The organism is Halomonas cibimaris (assembly GCF_039537045.1).
Taxonomy (GTDB): Bacteria; Pseudomonadota; Gammaproteobacteria; order Pseudomonadales; family Halomonadaceae; genus Vreelandella; species Vreelandella cibimaris.
Genome location: NZ_BAAAZT010000058.1, coordinates 1 through 20,911, shown reverse-complemented (window position 1 = coordinate 20,911; position 20,911 = coordinate 1). Strand labels below are relative to the sequence as shown.

Sequence of the window (20,911 nt, the reverse complement as noted above, 5' to 3'; positions counted from 1 at the left end):
TTTGAATTCGTCAGAGTACCGACGTCGCGTCTTCTTGGTCATGAACACCTCCAATGCCTCCAGTATGAGGCTTACCGGGGTGTCCGCTCCAATTAGACCAGTTCATTTTGCTGGCGGTGCACGGCTTACTGAAACTTCCGTGGTTTGCCAATAGCAACGTATCCGGGGCGCGCAAGCTTTTCTTTTTCTTCAGCGTAGGGTTTGTTTACAAGCTTTTACTGGGTTACGGTCTGCAGCTTTTTGCGCCCTGGGCAAAAGGCAGTGACTTTTTTGCTTTTGGCTATCTTATTTCGACGCTGCTTGCGCTCAAGATCCATGACAAGGAAATCGGTATCCGGGTTACCCGGGCCACGCTGCAAACGTCGCTGACCGCTGTGGTGGCGGCCAGCTTTGTGGGCTTTGTCTTGAGTTTCATTCCGGCGCAGCGCATGGAAAGCAACGCCGGCGGCGAGGCGCTTGCGGTGGAGCCGGCCGCTGAGGCGACGCTTGGGGATCTGCTGCTGCGTCAGCGGGTGGTGGACTACGGTGTCATCGGCCGGGAGCGCCCGCCGCAGCCAAGCGGTACACAGCTTGCTGAATTCAAAACGGCGCTGCTGGCCTTGAAAAGCTATCAGCGTGAGGGGGCATCAGCGCAGCTGCAGCAGGCGCGACGCCGACTTCGCCGGCTGAACTATACGATTTCCCGAATCGAGGAGCGCTATCTGGTTGTCCGCGAAGTCGGCGTATCGCGCGGGTGGGGCACCTATATCATCGACGTGCGGCCGGAAAGCCGGCTTGTGGTGGAGATACCGGCGGCCATTGAACAGCGGGGCCTGATTGAAGCGGGACTTGCGCTGTTTCGCGATCAGCAGGCGTCGGCCCTTGCCGTAAGCAGCGTGCAAGCGCTTGAAAATAGCGCCGGTCGCATTGATGTGACGCGCAACCCGGGCAGCTTTTTTCATCAGCTCCATCAGACCTTCGGGGCCCGCCATGCGCTGCAGGTGCAGTTGATCACGCGGACGACAGCGCGCGAACTGCCGGGCAGCCGAGCGCCCGAGACATCCGGCCCGCCGGGGATGCCAAGCCAGCTGTTAGTCAAGCAGCAGCTGCCGGAAGACTTGCGGCTGCAAAACCTGGAGCGGCTGCTGGGAGAGGTGGCGCTGCGCTGGGAGTCGCCGGGCATCCCCAACGTGCAGCGTGCCCGCAGCCGAGAGGGCTTTGCTGAACTCTATCTCAACCCTGATGCGCTGCGCCCGCTGCTGGCCCGCAGCCATGGCCAGCGTGGGACTCCGCTGCGTCTCGACAGCCGCGACGGGGCTTTAAGCGACTACCTGTTGGAAAAAACCGCGCTGATTCGCACAGCGGCAGGCCTTGATTTTCGTCAGCCGCGCCTCGACGAGCTGCTGTTTTTTGATATCGAGGTGCTGGGTCCGCTTCTTGAGCTGGCAGCGAGTGGCTCCATCAGCGAGTGGTCGGAAGACGCGCTCAGCGAGCTGCGCTATCTCAACGATCTGGCCCGAGGGCTTGGCTATCACATCGTTCGGTTTCACGATCGCGCCCGCGATCAGCACTATCTGATTTTGGAAAACACGCCGGGAGTGCGGCCATTTCAGCCCTGGGGAACCGTGGTAATGGCCCCGGGCGGCGCGTCATCCCACTTTGTTCAGGTGCCGCGACCGCGCTACGAGCGCCAAACCCTTGAGGCCGGCACTCAGCTGTTCCAGCTTCTTGGCGCCAGGGCGCTGTTGATCGCCGGCAGCCACCCCTTTGTTGACCCGGAGGGCGGCTCGGACGTGCTGAGCCCGCGCAATCAGCGCAGCCTGTTCAATCTTGTGCATCAGGTGTTTGTGCGTGAAGCCCAGGGAACCCCTTTGCTGGTGACCCAGGTACGCGGCATGGGATATCAAGCCGGCATTTCCACGCCGAGCCTGCTGGCCTTCAGGGACGGCCTGCGCCCGGGCGCGCCACCCCTGCCCCTGCGCGAGCGGCTGCGTGACACCCTCAAGGCCATGGGGCTTGACGCCCAAACCGTCCTCGGCGGCGAAGCAACCGCCGGCTACGAGGTGGGCAGCAACGCCCAGACCCGCTATCTGGATGTCGCACACGGCGCGGATTTCGCGACCGTCTGGATCACGCCTGCGGCGCGAGAGGCTTTCCAGCTGCCTTTTGCTAATCGACAGCAGCAGCTGAAATTCCAGGCTTTGCACATCGACACCCTGCACGCGGCGCTAGGCGAGCAGCTAAAGCGCTACAGGGTTTCCTCGGCCTCCTTGCCGGAAAGCGTCGAGACGCTGCTTGAGCATTACGTGGAAACCGGCAATATCGTGGCGTTAAGCGCGCTACAGCGCCGGGGCCATCACCTCGTGCGTGTGCTGGATTCTGCGTCTCGCCAGGCGTTTTTGCTGGTGGCACAGGCCGGCCAGCCCAGCTCGATCATGGCCGTTGCCAACCTCAACCCCATCGGCAAACACGTCGTCGAGTCCACACCCGAGCGTTTGCAAGCGCAGCTTGAGCGCTTTGTCCGCCGCCGGGCCTTTCTACTGCGCGTAAGAGGCGATACATGAGAATACTGGGTCGTCTCCTGGCTGTGTTGCTGTTTGCCGTTGCGGCAGCGTTTGTTTATCAACCCCTGCGTTTGCTGTTTCAGCCGCCGCCGCCCACGCCGGCTGTCGCCCAGCAGCTTGATCTGAAGGCCCGTCCTTCTACGGTCTATTTTCTTCCCCAGGAGGACTGGCTGACCTTTCCCGTTATTGGCCAGGCGGCGCGGCTGCGTATCTTGACGCATGCCGGGGTTGATCCCGAAGCCGAGCGGGACGTGCTGCTGCGCTATGCCCTGGAGTACCAGCTTCTGGACAGCGACATGACGCCGCTGCACAAGGGGCACTACACCCAGCAAACCCGGGTGCCGACGCCGCGGGTCAAGGAAGGCGTGCCGATTGTGCGCAACCTCTATACGGATAGAGCGCTTGCCGTGGCGGCGGGCCAATCGTTTCACGTCCGGCTGGATGGGTTGGCGCGCACGGCCTATGTTCGACTGCGGCTGGCGCCGCTATCGCCGCCGCTGAAAAACGTCGCCGTGCGCGTCTATTACGAGGAGCGGATGAGTGAGCGCCAGGCGTCTGTGGCCTGGGAGCGACTGAGCCGCGCCCAGCAGCAGCGCCTGTCCCGAGGCGCCCTTTATCCGCCGGAGCTGCTGACGCGCCAAGAGCAGCTGAATTTGCTGGAGCGGCAGTGGCAGCCCGTCGGCCCGCTGGGGGTCCATCCTGCCCAGGACACCTTGTTCAACATTGAAGATGCCGGGGTTGAGCGTGATCCGCGGCGGATGCCGCCGCCGCCGGGCCTCTATGCGGGGCCGGATCGGCTGGGCATAGTGCCCATCAAAAAAGCAGGGCGCTATCGCATTCACTTCAAGCCTTTGGAGGACAAGGCGCAGAAAAGCGAGCTGGCGCTTCGCTATGTCACCGAGCAGTTCGAACCGCCTCGGGAAGAAAGGCACCGCTTTGACGGCGAGTCGGCTACCGTAACGCGTGATCTCTTGCCCGGGCTTGTGGTCGTGACGCCGAATCAGCCCGGCATGCTGGATATCCGGCCGGTCAATGCGCCAGAGCAAAGCGCTCTGCCCGAACCGCGTTTTCTGCGTGCGTGGCGAGTAGAGGCCGGCCAGAGCGTCACTTTTCCCCTGTGGCAAAGCGACGATGTGGGCACTTCTCTGCGCTTTGACCTGCGCGCTTACGCCGACGGCGTGCCCTTGCCGAAAGAAAAGCTGCTTCAGGCCGAATATCGACTGCTTGATGCCCAAGGCAGCGCGGTGCAGCAGGGCCGGCTTGAATCTATTGTGAAACCTTCAAGCATTGACCGCATGGCTGATACCCAGCCGGTGGCCGATCTTTCCGACCCGGCGCATTTCTACCTTCGTTTGCCGCCCGAGGCGGCCTCGCTGGAGGTGGCCGCCCGGCAATCGCTGCTGGTTACTGCGTACACCCGCCCGGATGACCTGCCGCATCGCACGCGGGTGCCGGCTGACTACTACGCCTGGCAAGGCGATGACAAAGGCCAGCCGAGCTGGTTTCTTCTGCAGCCGCCCAAAAGCCGTGCGGCAACCTCGCCGCCTCGCCCGGTGCTGCACGTTCAGTCACGCCCGCCGAAGAGAAATCCCGATCTTTTGGCCGGGCGCTACCAGTGGGAAGCCCTTGAGCCTCAGCGGGCGGCACGCGGCGGGCGCATTCTGATGCCCGTGCGCGGCGAGTCGCGTCTGCGCCCGCAAGGGCTGTCCGGCTACTTTCAGCCCCTGACGCCTGGCACCCAGACAATAGACCTGGAAGCGCCCGGCGCGGCTCGTAGCCTTGAGCCACAGCTTATCTATCTGCGCGAGCTGTCCGATCCGTTTCGCCTGGCTTTGGATATCGACGGCCGCACGGTGCGCCATGAGCGCATCGGCAGGCGCGGCGAAATTGACCTGCCGCGGCTTGAACCGGGCCGGCATACCGTCACGCTGCACACCCGCAGCGCAGGCACCTGGCTGATGAACTATCGCTACCCTGACCGGTCGGGTTTTCTGCGCCGCACGGCCTTTCGGCTTGACGATACGCCGCTGCGCTATCGGGTGGAAAAGCGAACGGCCAGCCAGCTTTTCGGTGCGCGCTTTTACTCACTTGGCCGCGCCGGCGATGCAAGCACGGTGCGGGTGCGCGTTATGCCGGAGGCGCGCACAGCCCAGGTGACCCAGGAATGGACGCATCTTGAGCGGCTCTACCGGGTAACGCCTACGGCCGAACAGGCCGGGGTCGGCTACGTGCTCGACCAGCAGCGCGAGCGCCTTGCCTATCCGCAGCCGCTTTTGATGGATCTGGGCGGTGATGTGCCCGAAGGGCCGGTGACGGTTGAGTTTTCGCTGCAGCAGGGGGCGCCGGGCTATCTGATTTTCCACGAAGTGCTGCCGGGGGAGCATGAGCGGGCGCAGGGTTTTCGCGAGGAGAGACAATGAAACAGGGAACGTACACGATACAAGGCGCATTGCTGGGCGCTGCGCTGCTGGTAATGCCCGTTGGCGTGGCGCCGGCCTTTTCTGATGACACGCTCGACGCACGGCTCGACCGGGCGCGCAGTGCCTCGTATGCCTTGCCCGCCGGGGATGCGATCCTGCGGGCGCAAAACGCCTTTACGCGCTGGCTGAAAGCGCCGGACCGGCTTGAGGCGGCGCGCCGCTTGACGCGCACGGGGTTCGACGTTTTTGGCCTTGAGGCCGTGGCGGTCTCAAGGCCGCAAAGCGTTGTACTCATCGAAAAACCGCAAGCCCGCGATGGGCGCGGCCTTTTTGCCACCCGCATTGAAGGGGGCATGCCGCTGCTGATTCAGGCGCCTCATCAGTACTTCGATCGGCGAACGGGCACCCTGGCGCGCCGGCTCTTTATGGAGAGCACGGCCGTCGCTGCGGCGTGGAATACCGTTCACCGCTACCATGGCGACGACACCGACCTTGTGCACATAGCCGATAGCTATCTGCATGCGCTGAGCCGTGCCTTTGCCGATGTGTACCCTGATGGGCGCATACTGCAGCTTCACGGCTTCAGCCGCGACAAGCGCGATACGCCTGCCGGCCGTAGCGCACAGGCCATTCTGAGCGACGGGAGTCGTTCCCCGCCCGAGGCGCTGGCGCGCCTGGCCGGCTGTTTGGCCGACCGGCTGGATATCCAGGCGCGGCTCTATCCTCGGGACGTGCGCGAGCTTGGCGCCACCACCAACACCCTGGCCGCTGATGTACGCCGCCGGGGGTTTAACGGGTTTGTGCATCTGGAGCTTGATGCCTCGCTGCGCAAGCGCCTGATCCGCGATGCCGCGGCCAGAGCGGCGCTTTTGCAGTGCGTTGCGAAGTTCGACTCATGAAGCGGCTGATCATGTTTTTCGCGTTTGTACTGCCTGTAAGCGTGGCGGGCCAAAGCGTGCCCGAGCTGTATCCTTACGGGGCCGATCCGCTTGTTGCGCGTGAACGCGCAGGCCAGGCGCCGCGGCTGATCTGGGAGCATGCAGCGCGGCTGGATCAGGTGAAAAACGCCCGGGTGAAGCTCAGCGCCGGCGAGACGGCGACGTTTGCACTCGACGCGCAGGGGCATTTGCGCCTGCAGACACAAAACGATCAGCCGCCGCCCTTGCTGTGGCTCTCCCGCGATGGCCAGCTTTGGCGGCAAGCGGCCTGGACGCCCAGCGGCGAGCGCGACGAATGGCTTCACGTGCAGGATACCCCCTCGCCGCTGCTTGCCCGCCTGGAGGCCGAAACGGCCTTGAACGGCCGGCTTTTTGTCGCCGCGCTGGATGCGGCCGACCCACCTCGCACTTTTCACGACATTGCGCCGTCTTCCTCTGCTGCGTCGCAGACGCTTGTCGATGACGATGGCCAACGCCGTACTGTTCAGCGCCTGGTGCCAGGCGAGGTGCTTGAGTGGCCCGTGGAAGGGCTGGCGGTGCTGGCCGTGGCCAGCCGGCCCCTGCAGCCGACAGATCAAGCGCAGTATGTTTTGCAACAGTATGTTCTGGAATGGGCAGTGGACGGGGCGCCATGGCAGCCTCTGCGCGTGGATCGAGCCGGGGTAAGCGCTCGTTACCAGATCGCCGACAGCGTCCGGCTACACGGCGGCATGGACCGATACTACCTGGCGCTCTCTGAAGGCGCGCATCGCCTCAAGCTCAAGGCGTCGCAGCCGCTGCTGGTCCGCCTTGAGCAGGCTACGGGGCGCTATGCGCTTGATGCCAACGTGCCCGGGCCGACGGCCGCTGCGCTGGCCCGCGGGCTTGTGCAGTCTCCTCTGACGGCTCACGGCGAGCCGCTTGCGGCAGTGGACGCCCTGCGACGATCGAACCATATTGAGGGCGCGGCCGGCACTGCCCTGGGGTTTCTTCAGCGCCCGCGCCTTGAGCAGGGGGCAAACGCTTTTCCCGGCGCCAGGCCCGAAGGGCCGGGGCAGGCCCTGTCCCGAAATATCGAGCGCCGCCAGCGTTTTTTTCGCAACCTCTATCCCGATGCGCACGCGCAGAAGGCATCGCGCACCATGCACACCGCATGGTTTGCCACCACCAGCCCGCTGGATATCGCAAGCGAGGCGCGCTACTACCTCAGAGAAGGCGTGCTTGAGCGGCTAGGGCACGGCCTTTTCACCACGCTGGATACCGCGCCGCGTGTCTATCCTGTGCCTGCGCGCGCCGGCCCTTCGCGTCTGCGCCTTGCCGTGGCGCGCCTGATGCCCCCCTGGATGCCGCAAACAGCAACGCTATGGGTCCAGTTCGACGATGAGCCGGCCCAGCGGCTCAGCCTGACAGCGCCGGCGTGGCCGGTTGCTCGGCCCGGGCCGGAAGACGCTGCGCTGTCACAGTGCAAGGGCGCGCTGAATATGCCTCCGACGCTGGGAGGCCGCTTTACCGCTGAGCGCACCCCCGGCCACTACTGGCCGACCGCCAGCGTGACGCTGCCCTTGCCGGCGCGTATTGACAAGGTGCGTGTCTGGAGTGATACCGCGCTGCCCGTTGCGCTTCAGTATCGCGCCGGCCAGCCTTTTGCAGTCGGTGAGCATGCCTATCGCACGCTCGTGGAAAAGCGGCCTTCCCGCTCGCTTGTCGAGCGCTTGCATCAGGCACTGCTGGCTGTACCCAAACCGGATAGCGCCCCGCTGCCTTTTGCGCCGACACCGGCGCGCGCGTTGGAAAACCAGTGGTATCCCATGCTGCGCTATCTGCATGCCGCACAGGCGGCTTATCTGGACGGTGCCCGCGCCGAGGCCCTGCCGGCGGCTGCCCGTCTGGATGCGCGCTTGTCGCAGGCGCAACGACAGGCCGCGCGTGAAAACTGGACCGGTGTCATCGAAGCGCTCGGTCGAGCCGGCTACGGCCAGCACCCCCAGGCCTATCGGCTATCGCAACGCGCGCTTGAAAAACTCGGCGAGCACTACCTGGCCGGGCAGCAGCGCACGGCCACGGCGGTCTTTGCGCCAAGTGCCCCGGCAAAGCGCCAGGCAACCGAGGACTTGCTGGCAGAATACGCCGGCTCCCAGGCGTGGGCCCGTCAGGTGGCGCTGCTGGCGGCGCGTTTTCTGCGCGAAGGCGACAGCGCGCTGCTGGCCCCTTTGGGGCAGGCGCTGCATCGCGCGGGAAATTCCCTGTGGGCCAGCCAGCTGGGTGTGCTGATCGCCCGGGAAGGGAAGGCCCCGGCCTGGCTGCCGGAAGCCGCCGAGGCGGCCGGCTGGATACATACCGCCGACCGCGCCGAGCGAACCGTCTCTCGTCAGGCGCTGCGCCGGGGTAACCGTGCCGCGCGGCGCGGCGATGCCGCCAAGGCCATGGCGCACTGGCGCAGGGCCGGCGCTGCAGGCCGAAAACGCATGGCACGCATGCGCAAGGCCCGGGCGATTGCCCGGGCGCTGGGCAGCGCGCAGCCAACCTGCCGTCTTGCCGGCGTTGCGCGCTGGCTGGAGTGGTCGCTGTCTGCCGAGCAGAGCTTTGCCTGGGCGTCGCTGAATCAGCGCCTTGAGCGCAGCCAAGGCTTCTCGACGCTTTTCAGCGAGGTGACGCGCAAGCCCCTGGCCCTGCCGCACGCCAGTGCCGAGGCGCCCTTGGAGCTGGAGGTTGTCGGGCCGACAGTGCTGCGCGCTCAGCTGCGCCGGGTGGCGCCGAAAAGCCGCGAGGCCGGAGAGATCGACTGGCTTTCCGTGGAGCTTGTTGATGCCGCGGGAAAAACGACAGCGCGTAAAAAGCCGCTGCTGGCGCAGGCGAAAAATGCCTATCTTGCGCCGATCAACCGCAACACCGAAATCGCGATCGGCGAGGACACGCTGATCAACGTGCCCCCCGGCCTGCACCGCGTTCGCCTGCGACCGCAAGCGCATGCGTATCTGACTCGGCTTTGGCAGTGGCGGCCCACCCACCCCTGGGCTGTGCTGCCGCCGGTGACGCCTCTGGCCCTTAAGCACCTGCTGCGCGCCCCTGCGGAACAGGCCCGCTTTGTGGCCGCCACAGAGCCCGGCTATTTTCAGGTTCAAGGCGGCGACATCGCGCCGTTGCCGATTATGCCCCCGGCTCAACGCTATACGCGCGGGCTTGCCGATTCTGAGGCGGCTGATCTCAAGGGCATGCTTGCATCGCTTGTTTTTCCGGACCCGGCCAAGGCCGCCGGGCCGGCGGCGGGGCCGACACGTTGGCCGCCGGGCAGCTACGCCGTACCGGTGGATGAGGCGGTGACTGCTGACGTTCCCGAATCTCCCGCACAGGCGTATGCCCAGGCCGTGACATGGCTCTGGCGCCTTGAGCACAGCCCTGACCTGCTGGACCTGGCGATTGCGCGCCTGGCCCAGCTGGCCGAGGCCCACGCCGAAGTCGCGGCCATTCGTCAGCTGGTCAACAGGCGACTCCAGGGGTATCGCTGGGAGCGCATGACAAGCAGTTTCGAAAGTGCCGGGGTGCGCCGGATGCCGCTGCAGGCGCAGATGTATTCGCCGTTCAGGCGCGTGCGTCAAGCCTTGTTGCCCGGGTTTTCCCCTTCTGCGATGCTGTTGAGCGGCAAGGACATCGAAGGCGCGGCGTTTTTTACGCCAGAACCTACCACCGTTGAAGTGCGCCTGGCTCAGCGCGTTTTGCCTCATGCGGCCACGGCGCCCGCCGCGGTGCTCATGCAGCTGGACGACCGCACACCGCGGCGGGTGCGTTTAGCGTCAGGCGAGCGCGTCCAGCGCATTCACGTGGACGCCGGACAGCACGCCTTGCGGCTATGGCTTGATACCCCGCGCCAGCAGCAGTTCGTCACGGCAAAACTCACTCAAGGTGAGCGCCGGGCACCGCTGCTGGACGAACAAACGCGCCGCTACCACATCGCAGCGCCGGGCCGGCCGGCAAGCTTCTACGTTCAAGGGCCGGCCTGGGTGCGGGTGGACGAGTGGTCATCGCACGGCCGTGCGACGTCCTATCGTTTTGTGGCACCCGGCTGGCAGTCTTTGTCTTTCCGCGCAGAAAAGCACAGCGATCGCTACTATCGCCTGTCTGTCTTGCGACAAGCGCCGGCGCCGGGGCCGCTTGAACCCAGCGTACTGCAAGCCCGTCTTGCAGCCCCGGCGAAGGGACCGGCGCCGCCGCCGCGGCCGGCCCCGCCGGTAACGTGGCAGCTACAGGATCACGCTTCGCCCGGTGCCGGCCTCAACAGCTTTGGAGGCTATGTGAGCATGGCCGAGCGCATTGGCACCCCCGAAGGCGACGTAACGCCGGCGCAGGCGAGCCGTGCCGTTGAAACAGGGATTCGCTATCGATTTCGCCAGCCCGAACGGCGGCTGTTCAGCCGCAGCGATCTGCTCCTGCGCCGGCGCGAGGGGGGCGGGGAAACGCTGGGCGCAAAGCAGTGGGTGGACTTTTATCCCGAAGATAGCCGCTGGCAGCTGGGTTTTTTCGGCGAAGCCTACCTTCAGCCCGGCCGGAATGATCCAGGCACCGGCGATTATCCCTGGTCGGCACGGCTTCAGGGCAGCGCCGAGCGCCTCTTTCGCCTCTCGCCCACGCTTCGCCATAAAGCCGGTATCGCCCTGCATCAGCGCTGGCTAAGCCTGGATGCGGTGCCGGAAGACGCGTTGGCGGACATCGATATTGATGTGTTTTCTCCGTATAAACGCGATCACATGCGCCGCTTGAAGCTGTCCGACCGCCTCACCTGGTCGCCCCGTGAAGATCAGCGGGCCTATCTGGAGGGGACGCTTGTCAGCAATGCGTCGCTGAATCCTTTTGATCCGGATTACGCAGAGATCAGTGCCGGTGCGCGGCAGCTGTTTGGCGGCGTATCCGGCGAGGCCGGGGTGCGCTGGCGGCACTATTTCAACGACGCGGATCGCGATGCCAGCGCTGACCGGCAGCGGCTTTTTGTGGGCACCCGCTTGCTGAGCTTTAACCGGGGAGCCAATGCGCTGACGCTGCGCGCGGAGGGCGTTTACGACGTGGAGCGCGGCGCATTCGGGTTTCAGCTGGGAATCGAATTTGAAGCCAACGAGGGACGCTTAAGCCCGGCCAGACGCCCGGATGAGCTTGCGTTTTTGCCCTTGCGCCGCGCGTTGCAGCGTGAGCGTGTGGACGTTAATCGCCTGATACCGCAGTACCGATCCGAGCGCGCCCCGTCTGAGCGTGCCACGGGTACACGCGACGCAGTGCCTGCGTTTCAAAAGGCGCCAAAAACGGGCGCTGCGGTTCAACAAGACGAGGTGCCGCCGGGCAAAATGTGATGAAGCCAAACGCCAAGTGGGAACTCAAAGACGTGCTGACCGAGGAGCTGCAGGCGCCCTGGCAGCGGATGAATCGGCGCCAGATTCAGGCCATTTTGTCCTTTGTGGCTCGAAGCGAGCGCCGCATGCCCAAAGAGGAGCCCGACGTTCGCCATCGGGTGCTGCTGGATGCGCTGCTGGACTGGATCGAGGTGCAGCGCCGTGACCTCGCCCGCCTTCATGCGAACCATCGCGAGTTTACAACGCGCCTGGCAAGCGCCGGGTCGAAGGACGAAATACGCGGGCATGTGCTTGACTATGCGCGCACGCTGGGCGCAAGCCGGCGCCAGCTGCGCGGAGATCAGCGCGCTTTCAGGCGATGGTTTGACATGGATGCGGTCAGCGAGCGCTATCACAAAAAGTTTGCCGACTGTGAACGGCATCTGAGCTTTAGCCTGGAGCGTCTGGGTGTTTTGAGCGCACGCTATATCCGCACGCAGAGCACAGCGCCGAAAGAAAGCATCCGGCGCTGGCGAAAGCTCAACCTTGAAGCGTGTATCGGTGAGCTGCTGGCCTATGAGGGGGATCTGCGCGTGCGCCTCGCCGCTTTTCACGGTCTGGCCCGGGCGGCGCGTTCGCTGCCGCCGGGCGAAGGCGGGCGTTATCTAAGCGATAGCACGCTGACCTACAGCTATCGTCTGGCCATGGACCCGCAGCAGCCGGTGTGGCTGCAGACCGAGGCGCTCTCGCTGCTGAGTGTGCTGGGCTATCCCGCCGTGCTGGACATCATCGAACGCCGCCTGGCCGGCGCTGCCGGAAGCGACGATTTTTTTGTGCGCCAGCATACGCTGCAGGTGCTGGGGGAGCATCGCGAGGATCCGAGATTCGAGTCGCTGCTGAAGACCGCTTTTCAGGACCCAAGCCCGACGGTGCGCCAGGCGCTGGTGGATCTGCTGATCGAGCAGCGCCCGGCCTCGCTTATGCAGCACTTGGCGGGGCTGGCCCTTGACGACAGCGCCCGGGAGGTTCGCGGCTATGCCGTTCACGGTCTGATTCGGCTGGTGGAAAACGATGCCGCCCAGGCGGGCCGCTGCCTTGCGCTGGTCCAGCGCGGGGCCCGCCAGGAACGTCAGCCGATAACGCTGCGTTTTTATTGCCACGTCATACCGGCCATCGCGGCGGTGCTGCTCAGCAAGGGCGAAGAAGCGCCGTTTGCGCACTGGTCAGACACCGGCTTTGCGCTCCTTACAGCGCTGCATACGCAGGCAGACGACCTGCGCGTGCGCCGCTGGGCAGCGCAGGCGCGGGAAAACCTGTGGTGCATGATGGACCCCGAGGCGCGCGCGCTCTACGAGCAGCTCCGCCCCCGGATTGCCGGCGCGCCGCTGCGCAAGCGCCGGCGTGTGGCCGTGCCCGGTGCGGTGAGCGATGACCGGGTGGGCCGAGTGCTTGGCGCCCTGGCTCAGAAGGATTTCGGGCTGGATGCCGACCGCTGTTCGGGCAGGGTTGAGTTTCGCCGCTGGGAGCGCTTTCGTTTTCGCTTCTGGCGGGTTTGGCATGAGCTTCTCCATGCCGTCCCGGACAAGCGCCAGGCGGGCCACCACACGATCGGGCGCGTCTATTACGGCCTCTTGCAGGCCCCTTCAGCGCGGCTGTCGGAGCTAAGCCCGACGCGGGTGCCGGGCGAGCCGCTGCACATCAGCGACGAGGGCGGGTGGCGGCCTTATCTGCCGCTGGTGGACCAGGTGATTTCAAGCCTTGATCAGTCTTGGCCGACCCGGCCGATGAACATTTATACAAGCGAGGGGGTGACCGAACTTACCCCGCCCGGCGGGCTGGTTGCGCGGCTGCGCGCGCGGCTGACGCTTACCTTTCGTTTTGCCCATTACGCACGGCTGCGCAACTGGCAGGCCGACAGCGGAAGGGCGGCGAACGGCTATATGACGGCCCTGCAGGGCCTTGGGTTCACGGTGCGCTTTCGTACCCATACCGATCCGAAGGCCCGCCCGCTGCCCGAAGATCCAGCGGTGCGCCGTTTTTTCCCCGCGCTGGCTTTTCCGCCGCTGCTGATGGGGTGGTGGCAGGAGTACACCGGCTATTTTGTATCCGTCTATCAAAACACCCTGCGTCAGTTGAGCTTCTTTCTGGGAGGGATGCTGGCGCTGTTCGTCGGACGGCACATTTACATCAACCTGAGCACCCGCCGTGCGCGCGACAAGCTGCCGCTGGTTATCGGCGGCTGGGGCACGCGGGGCAAATCGGGCACCGAGCGGCTCAAGGCTGCGCTGTTCAACGGCCTCGGTTTCCACGTCATCTCCAAAACCACCGGCTGCGAGGCGATGTTTCTGCACGGCTATAGCCATCGCGAGCTTCAGGAGATGTTTTTGTTCCGCCCCTACGATAAAGCGACAATCTGGGAGCAGGCGGATCTGGTGAAGCTGTCGCAAAAGCTCGGCGCGGACGTGTTTCTCTGGGAGTGCATGGGGCTCAACCCTTCCTACGTGCGCATACTGCAAAAGCAGTGGATGCGCGACGATATCGCCACCATTACCAACACCTACCCCGATCACGAGGATATACAAGGGCCGGCGGGGGTGAATATCCCGCTTGTCATGACCGAATTTATCCCCAAAAACGCAACGCTGATTACCAGCGAAGCGGAGATGCTGCCCATCTTGCAGCAGGTATCGCAGAAACTCGGTACCGAGTGCCATCATATAGACTGGATCGAGGCCGAATTGCTGCCCGGCGATACGCTGTCGCGCTTTTCCTACGCGGAGCATCCGGCCAACATCGCGCTGGTGCTGCGCATGGCCGATGAATTTCGTATTTCGCATCTTTTTGCGCTCAAGGCCATGGCCGATCATGTCGTACCTGATCTTGGCGTGCTCAAGGTGTATCCGCAGGCCCGCGTTCGCGAGCGGACCCTGCAGTTTACCAACGGCATGTCGGCCAACGAGCGCCTGGGGGCGCTGGACAACTGGAACCGACTGGGCTTTGATCGGCAAAACCCGGAAGCTGACCCCGGTATCTGGGTTTCGACGGTGATCAACAACCGCGCTGATCGGGTGGCGCGTTCGCGGGTATTTGCCGATATTCTGGTCAATGACATCAGCGCCGATCGCCATTTTCTTATTGGCACCAACCTTGAAGGCCTGATGGGCGATATCGAAGCGTCCTGGGCGGCAAGGCGCGAAGACATCACGCTCTGGCCACGCGCTCAGGACCGTCCCGACCCTTCCGTGGAGTGGCACCGCCTGGCCCGCCAGATGCGCGTCTGTGTCACAGAAAAGGCCGTGCTCGGACGGCTGGCGGCCATGCTGGAAGGCTTGGGTATCCCTTTTGACCGCCCGCTGCTGGCGCAAAACCTGGCCGATCCCGGCGCGTATCTTGCCACGCTTTTGCCGCCGGACAGCGCCGAGCAGAACACACCGCTTTTCCGCCATTTTGACGCCGTTATTGCCCAGCATCAGAGGTATTACCGCGAGTGGCAGGCGTTTCGCGCGTTCGATGAGCAGCTCACCGGCGACCCGACACCGTGCGCTGCGCGCAATGCGCAGGCATGCGACATGCTCTGGCACTGGTTTCGCGCGCGCATCGAAACGGTGCGCTCGCCTTTTGTGTCCGGCGAACAGCTGATCAATCTGGTGTGCGATCAGACCCCGCCGGGCTACACCAACCGCATACTTGGCATGCAAAACATCAAAGGCCCGGGGCTTGACTGGGTGTACCGCTGGCAGGCCTGGGACAAGGTGTACACCGCCGGCGAGATGACGCTGAACGGCAACCGCGCCGAGGCGACTCGCGGCCTGCAGTTTCTGGCCAGCTTCCAGGAGTATGGCCTGCTTTCCGCTGAATATATGCACGACGTGCTGGCCCGTGCACGAGCGCTGCCGGTGGCGCAAAGCGAGAGCTTTCAGGCCGAGCTCAAACTGATTGCAGCCAAGCTTGAGGCGTACAGCGGCGCCAAACAAGAAGGGCTTGCGCCCGGTGAGTCTCCTGGCGGTTTCTGGCTGACCCTTGTAAGCGGGGTGGAAAAGTTTCTCGATGTGGGGGATGCCGTGCGCCGCCGGCGCAGGGCCGATCGCATCTACCGCGATATGGTCTGTCAGCGTATCAGTACGGCCCGCGCCGCCGATGAGCTGCAATACCTGACCCGGCGACAAAAGGGCGGCTGGCTGCTCCGGCGCTGAGGGCTTTTCTAATCGCGTCGAGCCGCTGCGGCGTGCAACGGGCAGGCGTCGTTTCCCTTTCTGGCATGCGGTTTTTGACGTAAGATGCGCGTTTTTCGGCGGCGAACGCTCGCGGCCCGGGGCGCCGCTGCGACGGCGCGAAAGCAATCCGCCCGCTTGATGTGCCCGGCCAGAAGACACCGGGCCTGCCTTGAGGACGTAAAGGAGTTGTCATGAAAGAACGACCGGCCGAGCCGCCGAAGCCCGGCATGCGCAATGTGCTGATGTTTATACTGCCTTCGCTGCTGGGCATTTTTTTGTTCATGACGCCGGTCAGCTATCACGGCGATCTCACCATCATGATCGCGGTGCTGGCCAAAAGCCTGCAGGCGGTGCTGGCCGGCGCGCTGCCGAGTATTGTTACGGTATTGATCGTGGCCTCAGCGGTGCTGTCGCTGCTGGTTACGCTGTTCAGGCCAAAGCCGGTGCTTGCCCATCCGTTTTTGAATACTCTGTTCAACGTAAGCCCGGTGTGGCTGGTCAGCCGGCTGGTGGGCGCGACCTTTGTTGTGCTGGTCTACGCGCAGGTCGGCCCTGAGATTTTATACGGCGGCGATACCGGCGGGCTGGTGCTCAACGATTTATTGCCCGTGCTGTTTGCCGTGTTTGTGTTCGCCGGCCTGCTGCTGCCGCTGCTGCTGGATTTTGGCCTGCTGGAGTTTATCGGCACTTTGCTTACCGGCATCATGCGCCCGGTGTTTCGCCTGCCCGGGCGTTCTGCTGTGGACTGCATGGCCTCCTGGCTTGGCGACGGCAGCGTGGGCATTTTGCTCACCAGCAAGCAGTACGAAACCCGCCACTACACCCAGCGCGAAGCGGCGGTGATCGGCACTACGTTCTCGGCGGTATCGATTACCTTTAGCCTGGTGGTGCTGGCGCAGGTAAGGCTGGAGCATCTGTTTTTGCCGTTTTATTTTGCCGTGTGTCTGGCCGGTGTTGCCGCGGCCATTGTCGTGCCGCGCTTGCCGCCGCTCAGCTTGAAAAAGGACGTGTTCATCAACGGCGAACCTCGCCTGCCCGCCAGCGAAGCCACGCCGCAGGGCCATTCGCGGCTCAGCCACGGCTATGCGCTGGCCCTTGCCCGCGCCAACAGGATCGACAGCCTGGGGCTGGTGGTGCGCACCGGCATTCACAATGCCCTGGATATGGTGCTGGGCGTGCTGCCCGTGGTCATGGCGTTTGGCACCACCGCGCTGATCATCGCCGAAACCACGCCGCTGTTTGGCTGGCTGGGCCTGCCGTTTGTGCCGCTTTTGGAATGGCTGCGCATCCCCGAAGCCGCCGCCGCCTCGCAAACCATGGTGGTGGGTTTTGCCGACATGTTCATCCCGGCCATTCTGGCAAGCTCCATCGAAAGCGAGATGACGCGGTTCGTTATTGCCGCCCTCTCCGTCACCCAGCTGATCTACATGTCGGAAGTGGGCGCTTTGCTGCTGGGCAGCAAGGTGCCGGTCAACGTAGCCGAGCTTTTCGTGATTTTTCTGCTGCGCACCCTGGTGACCCTGCCGGTCATCGCGCTGGTGGCGCACGCGGTGTTTTAGCCGCTGAGCGCTGCCTGAGCCTTCAAACCTGCCGACAAACCCGCCCTGCGCGGGTTTGTTGCGTTGGAGCGGTGAAAGCGCGTGCGTGAATTTGGTTCATGGTTACCGTGGCGTCTCAATACGGCCGCATCATTTTACCGTTTACCCTGCTGCGGCGGCTTTTCCGTCAACGGGAGAGCGGCGGCATACTGTGAAGTATGTCGATTGTTGCGCTTCAGGGACACGCCGGCGGCTCGGGGTTGGCGGACAGGCCCAGCCGGGTAAACCAGGCAGTGGCGTCGCCGCCGGCGTTGTCGCCGTCGGTCATCAGCGCCAGGCCGTCAATGCTTGCCGGGCGGCTGGCGAAAAGGCGCTCGTAGTCGTCGCGTACGTTGCGCACTTCAGCCACCCACTGGCCCGCTCGGGCACTGCCGCTTTGCAGGGCCAAAAGCTGCGCGCGGGAGGTAAAGGCGTTAACCCAGCTGGCCCCGGCAGGCTGGGTGGAGGCCCAGACGTAGTTCACCGATTCCACCTGCCAGGGCAAAAGCCCGGTCTTGCGCGCCACGTAGACGCGAGCGGGGTAGTCGTCGCCGGATTTTTGCGTTTCGTCAAGGCCCGGATAAACGCCGGATACCCGCCAGCACCAGTGCAGGTAGGGCGTTTTGCCAAGGTCAATCTCGCGCTTGAGATACTTGGCCGAGGCTTGTTGGCGGGCCCGGGCCTGAAGCAGCGGCGTGCCGTTTTCTTCCACTACTTGATATGCGGTTTCACCCTCAAACGAGCGCGTGGGCCAGGACACAATGTCGTCGGGTGAAAACGTCAGCGCATCGGCGGCCAGTGCGGTTTGAGCCAGCGCGGCGCCGGCCAGCGCGATGCCGGCCAGCAGGGTGAAACGGCATACGGACGCGGAGGGTTGCATGAGCATATGCTCGGTTAAGCCTGAAGTAGCGGCTCGGGCGTGTCGCGAATCACTTTTCCGCCCAGCACGTTGGCGACGTGTTCCAGGGCAAACGCATGGCCGGACGGGTTGAAGCTGGCCACGCCTTTTTCGTGGATCACGATGTCAAAGCCTTTGTTGTAGGCATCAATCGCGGTGTGGAGGATACAGATATCGGTGCATACGCCGACCAGGTGCAGCTCGGTGATGCCGCGCTCGCGCAGCTTGGTCTCAAGCGGGGTGCCGACAAAGGCGCTGTAGCGGGTCTTGTCGAAATAGTGAACGTAGGCCTTGTCGCGATGCCGGGCGTACACCTCGGCCAGTTTGCCGTAGAGCGCCCGCCCGGGCGTGCCGATGATGTTATGGGGCGGAAAGAGCTTGGCTTCCGGATGATACGGGTCGTTTTCTGTGTGGGCGTCGATGGCGAAGAACACCTCGTCACCGGCTTCAATGAAGGCGTCGGTGATATGGACGATGGCGTCTTCCAGCGCCTGGCCCGGCGCGCCGCAGGAAAGCTTGCCGTCGTCGGCGACGAAGTCGCGGGTGTAGTCAATGTTGAGCAGTGCCTGATGGCGCATCGTGGCAGATCTCCTGCGTGGTCTTGTGTCAGCGTGCCCGCCGTTTGCCGGTGGTTTCAGCTACCGGCCGGGGCCAGGCGATACTCTAAAATGTTCTGCGATTGACGCAGATGCGCGGCCAGCCGGGCAATGTTTTGGCGATCGTGGGTTTGCAATACCATATGATAGTGAAACAGCCGGCCGTTTTCGCTGAGCCGATAGCTCATGGTGTTGACCTTGCAGCCGTAGCGGGTAATCAGCTCGCGGACCTTGTCTTCCGGCTCGACGTTGTCGATGGGGTAGCAAAGCTCGTGATCGGCGAACAGCTCGCCTGGAATAAGCGACTCCACCCAGCGAAAAAGCGACAGCGTTAAAAGCGTGGTGACGGTGGCAATCACCGCCGGCAGCATAAAGCCCACGCCGTAGAGAATACCCAACGCCGAGGTCATCCAGATCGAGGCGGCGGTGGTCAGCCCGTGCACCGTCAGCCCTTCCTTGAAGATGACCCCGGCACCCAGAAAGCCAATGCCGGTCATGATGCCCTGTGCCATACGCGTGGGATCTGCACGGATTGACGACATCGGCAGGTCAGGATCCAGCCACTGGCCCTGATGGATGGAAAGCAGCATCAGCAGCGCCGAGGCGGCGCAGACCAGCGCATGGGTGCGAAATCCGGCCGGGCGCCCGTGAAAACTGCGCTCAAGGCCGATCAGGCTGCCCGCCAGCCAGGCGGCGCCAAGGTGAATCAGTAGCGTTGTGGTGTCGTCGGACATGGCCGGCTCCTGAAGCGCGTGCAACAGCGTTACCCAGAAGGTAACGGGCTTTCCTGCAAAGCGTCCAGCATAGTGCTGTGTCAGCCAAAGTGCCATGTCGGCTCAAGTGCTGCGTCGGCCAAAGCGCTGTGTCAGCCGTGCCGCCAGGCCCAGACAAAACGGGCAGCCTTGATGGCTGCCCGAGAAAAACGTGAAAAAAGCCCGGTTACGGCGAGGGCGTCATCGGATTCGGACGCGGCGTGTCGTCGGTGCTGGGCGGCAGTTCAGGGTAGGTGATGCTGGGCATTTCCCCGGTCAGCGTATGCAAAAAGGAGGTGATGTCGGTGACTTCGTCCTCTTCAAGCTCTGTGCCCAGCTGGGCGGTGCCCATCACGGCGACGGCGTCTTCCAGACGCCAGACGGCGCCGGAGTGGAAGTAGGGAGCCGTCAGCGCGATGTTACGCAGCGGCGCGGCGCGGAAGACGTATTCGTCCGAAGCGGTTTCGGTGACCGCAAAGCGCCCCTTGTCGCCGCTGGGCAAAATCTCGCCGCCGGGGCGTGTAACCAGGCCGAACGGGTAGTAGTTCTGCCCGCCCAGGTTGGTGCCGCTGTGGCAGGCGACGCAGCCTTTGTTCATGAACAGGGAAAGTCCGCGCTGCTCTTGTTCGTTGAGCGCATCGGTATCGCCGCGCAAAAACTGGTCGAAGGGCGCATCCGGGGTGATCAGCGTGGCCTCGTATGCCTCGATGGCCGTTGCCATGTTATCAAAGCTGACCGGATCATCCTCGCCCGGGAAGGCCTGGCGGAAACGCTTGACGTATTCCGGCATGCTGCGCAGCGTGTCTTCCACCCGCTGGGGCGTGCTGCTCATTTCCACGCCGGCCTGCACCGGGCCTTTGGCCTGTTCGGCCAGATCGGCGGCGCGGCCGTCCCAGAACTGGGCGACGTTGAACACGGCGTTATAGACCGTAGGCGAGTTGCGCGGGCCTTTTTGCCAGCCGTGCCCGATGGAGGTGGGCAGGTAGTCGTGGCCGCCCATACCGACGTTGTGGCAGGTGTTGCAGCTGATGAGATGGCTTGACGACAGGCGCGGCTCGAAAAACAGCATCTTGCCCAGCGTGACCTTGGCTTCGGTCATTTCGTTGCCGTCGATCACCGGCGGATACTGGGGAATGGGATTGAACTGCTGTGCGGCGCGCTGCTGCAGCTCGTTAGCGCTGGCGCCGGCGGCGACGGCCAGCAAACCAGCGGCGGCCAGCGTGCTTAAAGTGCGGTATACCATGGTGGATCCCCTGTTGATACGTCACGGTCGTGCTTTACGGTCTTTTGCGATACGACGGCTCGCCCGGTAACGACCGGGGCGATGGCCGCTTTGAAATATGGCCGTATTGTTGTAACGGCTGCGCAAGGGTTGCTGTGAAAAGTGGCGGATAGTGCGACGGTCATGCCGGCCTGTGTGGCGGCTGACATGGTCGCCTTTGCGGCCGCTTTTCGCGTTGATGCCCAGGGCAGCTTTAATGACCATGTAACTCTGAAGATAACCCAAAAGAGGTAGGGCCTGTTGACGTTTGATGACAGGAAGATTTGGCAGGATAGAGGCAAGCTCGCAGAATAGTAACTATTCAGGTGGCGTCGGGTGAGACTCGCCAACCCGCTGTTCCTTCAGGCATAGTACCGTCATTCGACTCCCCCACCCAGCAGGCAACATGACCATCAGA

10 protein-coding genes are annotated in these 20,911 nt (G+C 63.9%); 6 read left to right on the top strand and 4 right to left on the bottom strand.

The window, feature by feature from the left end; translation table 11 throughout:
- Positions 1 to 116 precede the first annotated feature (116 nt).
- From ABD654_RS06235 to ABD654_RS06210, 6 genes are all read left to right on the top strand, one after another.
- Positions 117 to 2,543 (top strand): hypothetical protein, encoded by a 2,427-nt coding sequence (locus tag ABD654_RS06235; RefSeq protein WP_344703346.1) that lies wholly within the window; start codon positions 117 to 119, stop codon positions 2,541 to 2,543.
- Positions 2,540 to 4,963 carry a hypothetical protein gene (locus ABD654_RS06230; RefSeq protein ID WP_344703344.1) on the top strand — a complete coding sequence of 808 codons (2,424 nt, stop codon included), beginning with the start codon at positions 2,540 to 2,542 and terminating at the stop codon, positions 4,961 to 4,963. Before ABD654_RS06235 ends, ABD654_RS06230 begins: the two co-directional genes overlap by 4 nt.
- Positions 4,960 to 5,862 (top strand): hypothetical protein, encoded by a 903-nt coding sequence (locus ABD654_RS06225; RefSeq protein WP_344703342.1) that lies wholly within the window; start codon positions 4,960 to 4,962, stop codon positions 5,860 to 5,862. Before ABD654_RS06230 ends, ABD654_RS06225 begins: the two co-directional genes overlap by 4 nt.
- An 11-nt stretch (positions 5,863 to 5,873) precedes the next feature.
- A complete protein-coding gene (locus ABD654_RS06220) occupies positions 5,874 to 11,216 on the top strand; it encodes a hypothetical protein (protein ID WP_344703340.1) in 5,343 nt (1,780 codons plus the stop codon).
- Positions 11,216 to 15,388 carry a HEAT repeat domain-containing protein gene (locus ABD654_RS06215; RefSeq protein WP_344703338.1) on the top strand — a complete coding sequence of 1,391 codons (4,173 nt, stop codon included), beginning with the start codon at positions 11,216 to 11,218 and terminating at the stop codon, positions 15,386 to 15,388. Before ABD654_RS06220 ends, ABD654_RS06215 begins: the two co-directional genes overlap by 1 nt.
- Before the next feature lie 212 nt (positions 15,389 to 15,600).
- Positions 15,601 to 16,968, top strand: a complete 1,368-nt coding sequence (locus ABD654_RS06210) for a YjiH family protein (protein ID WP_344703336.1) — start codon at positions 15,601 to 15,603, stop codon at positions 16,966 to 16,968.
- 214 nt (positions 16,969 to 17,182) lie between these two features.
- Here ABD654_RS06210 and ABD654_RS06205 read toward each other — a convergent pair whose 3' ends face one another.
- The 4 genes from ABD654_RS06205 to ABD654_RS06190 all read right to left on the bottom strand — a co-directional run bounded on the left by ABD654_RS06205 (position 17,183) and on the right by ABD654_RS06190 (position 20,475).
- Positions 17,183 to 17,866 (bottom strand): DUF3047 domain-containing protein, encoded by a 684-nt coding sequence (locus tag ABD654_RS06205; RefSeq protein ID WP_344703334.1) that lies wholly within the window; start codon positions 17,864 to 17,866, stop codon positions 17,183 to 17,185.
- A gap of 14 nt (positions 17,867 to 17,880) precedes the next feature.
- Positions 17,881 to 18,462, bottom strand: coding sequence for a cysteine hydrolase family protein (locus tag ABD654_RS06200; RefSeq protein ID WP_344703332.1), 582 nt, complete (start codon positions 18,460 to 18,462; stop codon positions 17,881 to 17,883).
- Between the two features lie 56 nt (positions 18,463 to 18,518).
- Positions 18,519 to 19,310 (bottom strand): MgtC/SapB family protein, encoded by a 792-nt coding sequence (locus tag ABD654_RS06195; RefSeq protein WP_344703330.1) that lies wholly within the window; start codon positions 19,308 to 19,310, stop codon positions 18,519 to 18,521.
- A 109-nt stretch (positions 19,311 to 19,419) separates the two neighbouring features.
- Positions 19,420 to 20,475, bottom strand: a complete 1,056-nt coding sequence (locus ABD654_RS06190) for a cytochrome-c peroxidase (protein ID WP_344703328.1) — start codon at positions 20,473 to 20,475, stop codon at positions 19,420 to 19,422.
- Positions 20,476 to 20,911 lie beyond the last annotated feature (436 nt).